The sequence below is a fragment of the Magnetococcales bacterium genome, assembly GCA_015232395.1.
Lineage (GTDB): Bacteria > Pseudomonadota > Magnetococcia > Magnetococcales > JADFZT01 > JADFZT01.
Window position 1 is genome coordinate 45,330 of the sequence record JADFZT010000028.1, and the last position, 8,060, is coordinate 53,389.

The window sequence follows — 8,060 nt, forward strand, 5'->3', positions numbered from 1 at the left end:
GCTCCTAGCGATTTTCCGGAAGCACCAGGCGGCTGACATCGGCCACCTGCTGAAAGTTGTTGCGCACCTGGGCCAAGAGCGCCAGGCGATTGTTTTGTATCTTGGGGTCGGGATCCATCACCAACACCTGATCAAAGAAGGCATCAATCCCTTCCCGGAGTCCAGCGAGAATTTTCAGGGCTTCCCCATAGTGACCTTTCTTGCAGGCTTGGGCCACCTGATCCCGGGAGCCGCTGACGGCTTGGTGGAGGTTTTCCTCCTCGGGATTTTGGAAAAGGGCGGCATCTGGTTCACCCAGAGAGTTGCCTGCCTTGGCTTTTTTGTCTGGATCGGCCTTTTCCAAAATATTACGGATTCGCTTGTTGGCCCCTACCAGAGCGGTATAGGCTTCGAGCTTTTTAAATTCCGACAGGGCCTTCACCCGGGCAACGGCATCGTTGAGATCATCCAGACCCAATATTTGTACCGCATCAATCAGGTCATAATCAAAGCCGTCCGATTTGAGATGGGATTTGAGACGGCCATAGAAAAAGTCCAGCAGGCTGGCGACGGTTTTGGTCCGGGTTTGATCCAGTATACCTTCCGGATAGAGCAGATGGGCAGAGCCCAGCACCTGGGAGAGGGAGAGGCGCAGACCTTCGCCATCCAGGATCATGCGGATCACACCGAGGGCGGCCCGGCGCAGGGCAAAGGGATCTTTGGTGCCGGTGGGAACAAGACCAATCCCAAAGCAGCCCACCAGGGTGTCGAGTTTGTCGGCGAGAGAGACGATGGTGCCGGTGGGGGTTTCAGGCAGGGTATCTCCCGCTCCCTGGGGCCGATAGTGCTCCTCAATGGCGGTTGCGACCTCATTTTCGACGCCATCGTTGCGGGCATAATAGCCCCCCATGATCCCCTGCAACTCCGGAAATTCTCCCACCATGCCGGTCTGCAGATCACATTTGGCAAGCCTGGCACCCAGTTGGGCCCGCTCCACATTCCCCCCGGGTATGGCTTTGGCCAGATGGGCGGACAACCCTTCCATCCGACGGATTTTTTTCCCCACCGAGCCCAGACGGTTTTGAAAGACAACCCGATCCAGTCCTTCCAGCCGGGATTCCAGGGGGGTGTTGCGATCTTCCTTCCAGAAAAAGGCGGCATCTTCCAGGCGGGCTCTAAGCACCCGCTCGTAGCCCGTCACCATGACGTTGTTGTCCGGGGTCTCCATGTTGGCGATGACGATAAAACGGGGTAGGAGCGTTCCATCGCTGTTTTCCACCGAGAAAAACTTTTGGTGGTTTTTCATGGAGGTGATGAGCACCTCCGGGGGAATCTCCAAAAATTTGGCATCAAAGCGGCCCATGAGGGGCACCGGCCATTCGGTAAGACACGCATTTTCGGAGAGGAGTTTTTCATCCATCACCGCACGCCCTCCGGCCTCTTCAGCCAGCTGTTCCACCCCTGCGCGGATCTGCTTCATGCGTTCGGAAAGGGAGAGAATGACCTTATTGTCGGCCAGGGTTTGCCCATATTCAGCCGCAGAGTGGACGGTGTGGGGGCCCCGGCCCATAAAGCGATGGCCTTCGATGGTATCGCTGGAAGCGAGACCATCTTCAGTCTTGAAGGGAAGGATGGTGCCGTCCATCAGCGCCAGCATCGAATGGACCGGTCGCACAAAGCGCATCTCCCCAGCTCCCCAGCGCATGGTTTTGGGCCAGGGGAGGGTGGAGAGAATCCGGGTCATGATTTCTGGTACCACTTCCGTGGCAGAGCGTCCCGGTTTTTGCAGGGTATAGCCGAGATATTCCCCCTTGGGGGTATCGATGCGCTGGAGTTGATCCACCTCCACTTTACAGCTGCGGGCAAACCCCTGGGCGGCTCGGGAGGGGTTGCCTTTCTTGTCGAAGGCCGCTTTCACTGCCGGACCCTTGCGCTGCTCCGATACGTCCGGTTGCTTGTCGGCCAGATCACGCACCACCGCCATCAAGCGTCGGGGGGTGCCTTGGCTATCCACCGATGCAAAGGTCAGATGGTTATCCTTGAGAGCTTTTTCCAGCTGCTCCCGAAAGGTGACGATGGCTTTGGGCAGCAGACGGGCCGGTATCTCTTCACAACCGATTTCCCACAAAAATTCGTTCACATCACTCCTCCCCGGCCCAGCATTGGAAAAATCACTGCGGCCGGTTTTGGTTGATTCAAATAGATCAGTCAGACTGATGGGGGACCATTTGGTTTCTCAAAAAAGTCCCTATCAGGGGATCACCTTATTTTTTGATCAGTGGAAATCCCATCGCTTCCCGCTCCGCTACATAGGCTTCCGCCACCCGGCGGGCGAGATTGCGCACCCGGGCGATATAACCGGCCCGCTCGGTGACGCTGATAGCCCCTCGGGCATCCAGGAGATTGAAGGTGTGGGAACACTTGATCACGGCATCGTAGGCGGGCAGGGAGAGCTTTTGCTCCACCAACCGCAACGCCTCGGCTTCGTGGGTGGTAAAGAGGGGAAAGAGCACCTCGGTATCGGCGGCCTCAAAGTTAAAGCGGGAGTAGGCTACCTCGTTGGCGTGGAAGACATCCCCATAGGTCAGCTCACCGTTCCAGGAGAGGTCGTAGACATTTTCCACTCCTTGGATATACATGGCCAGGCGCTCGATGCCGTAGGTGATTTCACCGGAGACCGGTTTCAGCTCGACCCCGCCCACCTGCTGAAAATAGGTAAACTGGGTCACTTCCATACCGTCGAGCCACACCTCCCAACCGAGCCCCGAAGCCCCCAGGGTGGGGGATTCCCAGTCATCCTCGACAAAGCGGATGTCGTGGGCCATGGGGTCGATGCCGATCGCCTTCAGCGACTCCAGATAGAGATCCTGAATGTCCGATGGGGAGGGCTTCAGGATCACCTGGAATTGATAATAGTGCTGTAAGCGGTTGGGGTTTTCACCGTAGCGGCCATCGGTGGGGCGGCGGGAGGGCTGGACATAGGCGGTGTTGAAGGGCTCCGGCCCCAGCACTCTCAAGAAGGTGGCAGGGTGAAAGGTGCCAGCCCCCATCTCCATATCGTAGGGCTGCAACACCACGCACCCCTTTTTGGCCCAGTAGGCCTGCAATCCAAAGATCAGTTCCTGAAAATTCACGTCTGACTCCCTGTTTCAAGGAAAAACCCACCGATGATCCATGCCTGGACCCTTCGTGTCAAGAATCTGGGCAGTTAAGTGGATTATTTTTCTGTTTTCAGTATTCCTGGTAGGGAGTGAATTGTTATTTTGGCAGATTTAATGTTTTTAGCCAATCCAGTACATTGTCGTGGTCTTTTAGTGTAATTTTAGTTTTGTTTGACTCGGCAAAATCAAGCGCTGGTTTCGTGAAATTGGATGTAGTGACAATTAGTCCTTTGTGAGCTTTGTTGTGATTAACTACTCCAAGTAGTCCTCTGACAACTATGATACCAACTTTTTTGCGGACATATTTTTTGCACTCAATAAGGTTGACGGTGTCTCCTGTCAAGCCGCACTTTTTTATAGCAATAACGTCAAACCCGCCGTCATTTTTTTCAGGAGTTAACTCGACATCAAACCCATTATTGGAAAATATGCCAGCTATCAGTTCTTCATATTTTCGAGGCGTTAGTTCATGGATAAGGTGTTGCTTTTTTCTGCATATCTCAATCAACTCTTCTGTAACGTTTGGCAGCCAAATATCTGCCTTCTTTATTAGTGTGTTTTCTTTGCTTGGGTTTATCAAAACATCTGTAATTGTTTCTTCATTGAACAGTGTTTTGTCTTGTGTGTAACCCATATCTTTTATTATTTGATAGTATTGCCACTGTCCAGATGATGAAACGTGTTCGCCAACTTGTTTTCGAAAGTCGGGCGATTTGTGAAACATGGCTTCTTCAAAAGGGCTCAGCTCCCCTCCTCTGTCCAAATTTTCAGCTGCTCTTTGGATGTAAAAAAATTCGCCGAGTGTCGATCGCATTTTTTTCTCCAAAATTTTAGTGTTTGCTGCTGATGTCTGGAATGAGCCTAGTTAGATTGCATGCGTTGATAGGCTAAATAATGCGAGAGTGTTTTTTTATCTGGCATTGATATGATCTGATTTGATCTCTCTGATCCAGGCTTCGGAATCCTCATGGCCTCCACACTGAGCGGCTTCTTTTAAAAATTGTTGGCGTTTTTTCCAGGCAGCAAGGGCGTCGGCGTTTTTTTTGTCAGACTTGAGAGGAGATCCTTCCTCCTCAATTTCAACACGAAGAGTACAGTTTGGATCGGGATGGAAGCGTTTTTTCCAGTGATCCGGGAGCTCGGAAGGGCTTACTTGAGTAAAAATTGTTTTCACAGTATGGGCTCCTTTTGGGCCGGAAAAAAGGCGAGAGATCAGCCAGGTTCGGCCTTGGCAATCATTTCATCCATGCCTGCTATGACTTCTTCCAAGGTTGCGGTTTCACCCCGTTCGATCTGGTCCAAACCAATCTGGATTTCCCTGCGAAGCCAAGCCAGCTCTTTGGCTTTCTCCTGCTCCCTCTCCATCAACAGGTGCAGCCCTTCGCTGATGATTTCACTGGGGGAGGTGAAGGCGCCTTCATGAATGCGCTGTTTGATGAAGCTTTCCTGGCTTGGTGTCAGAGTGACCTCCATGGGGGTTCCTTAGCCAAAATGGAAGTTTCGAACAGTATGGCAGAAATGACTGGAATCAGTATGGCAGAAATGACTGGAATTTGTCATTCACCGATTCCGCCACCAGGAAGCTTCAATCACTGTGTGGGTGTTCCCAGACAGATCAATCCTCTCCCTGATTTCCCCCGGAAGCTGGGGCCTGGGCCAGGATGCGTTCGGCCAGGCGGGAGAAGGGCAGGCTTTGCAGCCACACCTTGCCAGTGCCACTGATGGTGGTGAGGAACAACCCTTCCCCACCAAAAAACATCGATTTCAACCCCCCAGCCGTCTCAATGGAATAGTCGAGTCCCGGGGTGAAGCCGACCAGGGTGCCGGTATCGACTCTGAGGGTTTCTCCGCGCAGCTCTTTTTCGACGATGGCCCCGCAAGCGTGGATGAAGGCCAAACCATCCCCGGAAATTTTTTGCAGAATGAACCCTTCACCACCAAAAAAACCGGCTCCCAACCGCTGGCTGAAGGCGATGGAGAGTTGGGTGCCCAGAGCGGCGGCCAGGAATGAATCTTTCTGACAGAGGATCGATCCCCCCAGTTGACCGAGGTCGAGAGGAATGATTTTTCCCGGGAAGGGGGCGGCAAAGGCCACCCGCCGTTTGCCGTGGCCTCGGTTGGTAAAGTGGGTCATGAAGAGGGATTCACCGGTCAACACCCGCTGGCCGATGTTGAGCAGGCCGCCGAAAAAGCCTCCGGACATATTCGAGCCATCCCCCATCTTGGCTTCAAATTCGATCCCTTCCTCCATGTAGCTCATGCCTCCGGCTTCAGCAATGACCGTTTCACCCGGATCCAGCTCCACCTCTACCAGTTGAATGTCGTCGCCGATAATTTCATAGTCCACTTCGTGGCAGCGCATGATGGTTATTCCTCCTTGGGGGCGAATGTGAAAGTTTTTTTGACCACATTGGGTGAATCGACCGCACTCTCTGTTTATCATACCGCCGGTCTCAAGGTCATCCACATTGCATGAACAGGCCAAAATCTTCCCTGATCAAGGTTTTTTTGAAAGAGAGGGGAGGGGGTTTTTTGGCGTGTTGTCCGGGGAGAAATCCAGGCTTTTTGTTTCCCAAGTATATTCGATTAACGATAAAAAAATTTTATCCTGAAACAGGGTCTTGACAAGGCCAAATTAGCCATGCATAACATCCCCTATCAGAATTTGATAATACTCCGATATCCCAGGAAAAGCGCCCAACTTGAAGATTGTCCTTGCCACCCGCAATAGAAAGAAAATCGAGGAAATACAAAGGATTGTATCTGGTTTGGCCGTCACACTGCTCACTCTGGACGATTTTCCGGAGTTTCCCGAGGTGGTGGAGGATGGGGAAACTTTTCAAGCCAACGCCGACAAGAAGGCGGTTGCCATCGCCAAACAGACCGGTTTGGCTGCTTTGGCAGATGATTCAGGGCTGGTTGTGGATGCTTTGGGGGGGGCGCCGGGGGTTCACTCGGCCCGTTTTGCAGGCCCCAACGCCAGTGACGCCGACAATTTGGAACGCCTGCTGAAAGATCTCGACGGCGTGCCGGATGAAAAACGCACTGCCCGTTTTGAATGTCTCCTCTCCCTGGCTCTTGGGCCGGATGAGGTTTTTCACTTTTCCGGCACTGTTGAAGGTCGGATTGGTCATACCAGGAGGGGGGAAAATGGCTTTGGTTACGACCCGGTTTTTTTCCCCTTGGAGGCCCCGGAACACACTTTTGCCGAAATGACAGCGGCCCAAAAAGATGGCATGAGCCATCGGGGGCGGGCTCTCATCGGCTTTGCAAAGGCACTTGAAGAAGCCTCTTCAAATTCACCCCTGAAAATTGTTTTGCACCCTTAGAGGAGATGCCCATGTCGCGACTTGTTCCACCCCATGGAGGTGGGGAGCTCAAACCCCTGCTGCTGACCGGAAACGCCTTGACGGAAGGTCTGGCCAAGGCCAAAACCCTGACCCAGGTTAGAATGACTTCCCGTGAATCCGGCGATCTCATCATGCTGGGAATCGGGGCTTTTACGCCTCTGGACGGGTTCATGGGTAAGGCTGACTGGAAAGGTGTCTGTGATGATACCAAGCTCGCCAACGGCGTGTTTTGGCCCATCCCCGTCACCCTCTCCACCACCGAGGAGCAGGCAGACCAACTGGAAGTCGGTCAGGAAGTGGCCCTGGTCGATGACGAATCCAGCGAAATTCGCGGCATCATGAAGGTCGAGGAAAAATATACCATCGACAAGCAGCTGGAGTGCCGCAGCGTCTTTCAGACCGAAGACCTGGAGCATCCCGGCGTCCAAAAGGTGATGAACCAGGCGGCGGTCAACCTGGGCGGTTCGGTTCAGGTGCTCTCCGAAGGCGGCTACCCGGAAAAATATCCCGACATCTACAAATCTCCCGCTGAAACCCGGGCGATGTTTGATGAAAAAAAATGGAGCCAGGTCGCAGCTTTCCAAACCCGCAACCCCATGCACCGCTCCCACGAGTTTCTGGCCAAGATCGCCATCGAAATCCTGGACGGCGTGCTGGTTCACCAGGTGTTGGGCAAGCTGAAAGCCGGTGACATCCCCGCTGAAGTGCGCGCCGATGCCATCAACACCCTGCTGGAAAACTATTTCGTCGACGATACCGTGGTGATGGCCGGTTATCCCATGGAGATGCGTTATGCCGGTCCCAAAGAGGCCCTGCTCCACGCCGTCTTCCGCCAAAACTTCGGCTGCTCCCATCTGATCGTCGGTCGTGACCACGCCGGTGTGGGTGACTATTATGGCGCCTTCGACGCTCAATACATCTTTGATCAGGTCAGTGAAGAAGAGTTGAAGACCCGTCCTCTCAAGATTGACTGGACCTTCTTCTGCTACAAGTGCGCTGGCATGGCCTCCATGAAGACTTGCCCCCACGGCAAGGACGACAGGCTTCTGCTTTCCGGAACCAAGCTGCGCAAAATGCTTTCCGAGGGTGAAGAGCCCCCGGCGGAATTCAGTCGGCCCGAGGTGGTCAAAATTCTTCAGGCCTACTATGCGAGCCTCAAGGATTCCGACAAGGTGGAAATCAAGCTGCACAAGGCAGCGACCGGCTAATAGCCAAGTGACACCATCCAGGAAGACTTTTACACACCCTTTTTTCCAGGAGAGTTTGTAATGCCGAGTTTTGTAATCAGCGACAAGTGTGACGGATGCAAAGGTCAGGATAAAACGGCCTGCATGTATATCTGTCCCAACAACCTCATGAAGTTGGACAAGGATCGCATGAAGGGCTTCAACCAAGAGCCCGATCAGTGCTGGGAGTGCTACTCCTGCGTGAAGATCTGCCCCCAACAAGCCATTGAGGTTCGTGCTTATGCCGACATCGTACCCATGGACGGTGCGGTGAAATATTCGGTGATGACCACCATGGCAGCGGTGAGCAACAGGCCGATGAAGGCAGCGCCGTAGAGGGCTCC

General features: G+C 53.5%; 8 protein-coding genes. 3 read left to right on the plus strand and 5 right to left on the minus strand.

Going from position 1 to position 8,060, the window contains the following annotated elements:
- Positions 1-4: 4 nt before the first annotated feature.
- From HQL52_09860 to HQL52_09880, 5 genes are all read right to left on the minus strand, one after another.
- The gene (locus tag HQL52_09860; protein ID MBF0369749.1) at positions 5-2,119 is read right to left on the minus strand and encodes a glycine--tRNA ligase subunit beta; all 2,115 of its coding nucleotides are present in this window, start codon (positions 2,117-2,119) and stop codon (positions 5-7) included.
- Positions 2,120-2,243: 124 nt separating this feature from the next.
- Complete coding sequence (glyQ, locus tag HQL52_09865; GenBank protein ID MBF0369750.1) at positions 2,244-3,113, minus strand: glycine--tRNA ligase subunit alpha; 870 nt, start codon at positions 3,111-3,113, stop codon at positions 2,244-2,246.
- A gap of 124 nt (positions 3,114-3,237) precedes the next feature.
- On the minus strand, positions 3,238-3,954 hold the full coding sequence (locus tag HQL52_09870; protein ID MBF0369751.1) for a restriction endonuclease: 717 nt from the start codon (positions 3,952-3,954) through the stop codon (positions 3,238-3,240).
- A 398-nt stretch (positions 3,955-4,352) separates the two neighbouring features.
- On the minus strand, positions 4,353-4,613 hold the full coding sequence (locus HQL52_09875; protein ID MBF0369752.1) for a type II toxin-antitoxin system ParD family antitoxin: 261 nt from the start codon (positions 4,611-4,613) through the stop codon (positions 4,353-4,355).
- A 142-nt stretch (positions 4,614-4,755) separates the two neighbouring features.
- Positions 4,756-5,502, minus strand: a complete 747-nt coding sequence (locus HQL52_09880; GenBank protein ID MBF0369753.1) for a TIGR00266 family protein — start codon at positions 5,500-5,502, stop codon at positions 4,756-4,758.
- 340 nt (positions 5,503-5,842) lie between these two features.
- Between HQL52_09880 and HQL52_09885 the strand changes: the two genes are divergently transcribed.
- Genes HQL52_09885 through HQL52_09895 form a run of 3 tightly spaced genes read left to right on the plus strand, consistent with a single transcriptional unit; the run spans position 5,843 to position 8,052 of the window.
- Complete coding sequence (locus tag HQL52_09885; GenBank protein ID MBF0369754.1) at positions 5,843-6,469, plus strand: XTP/dITP diphosphatase; 627 nt, start codon at positions 5,843-5,845, stop codon at positions 6,467-6,469.
- 11 nt (positions 6,470-6,480) lie between these two features.
- The gene (gene sat, locus HQL52_09890) at positions 6,481-7,698 is read left to right on the plus strand and encodes a sulfate adenylyltransferase (GenBank protein MBF0369755.1); all 1,218 of its coding nucleotides are present in this window, start codon (positions 6,481-6,483) and stop codon (positions 7,696-7,698) included.
- A 60-nt stretch (positions 7,699-7,758) separates the two neighbouring features.
- On the plus strand, positions 7,759-8,052 hold the full coding sequence (locus tag HQL52_09895; GenBank protein MBF0369756.1) for a 4Fe-4S dicluster domain-containing protein: 294 nt from the start codon (positions 7,759-7,761) through the stop codon (positions 8,050-8,052).
- Positions 8,053-8,060 lie beyond the last annotated feature (8 nt).

What these genes read in the sequence shown, in the direction of transcription:
- HQL52_09875 (MBF0369752.1), bottom strand. Translation starts at nt 4,613, where the DNA reads ATGGAGGTCACTCTGACACCAAGCCAGGAAAGCTTCATCAAACAGCGC.
- sat (MBF0369755.1), top strand. Translation starts at nt 6,481, where the DNA reads ATGTCGCGACTTGTTCCACCCCATGGAGGTGGGGAGCTCAAACCCCTG.
- HQL52_09880 (MBF0369753.1), bottom strand. Translation starts at nt 5,502, where the DNA reads ATGCGCTGCCACGAAGTGGACTATGAAATTATCGGCGACGACATTCAA.
- HQL52_09895 (MBF0369756.1), top strand. Translation starts at nt 7,759, where the DNA reads ATGCCGAGTTTTGTAATCAGCGACAAGTGTGACGGATGCAAAGGTCAG.
- HQL52_09870 (MBF0369751.1), bottom strand. Translation starts at nt 3,954, where the DNA reads ATGCGATCGACACTCGGCGAATTTTTTTACATCCAAAGAGCAGCTGAA.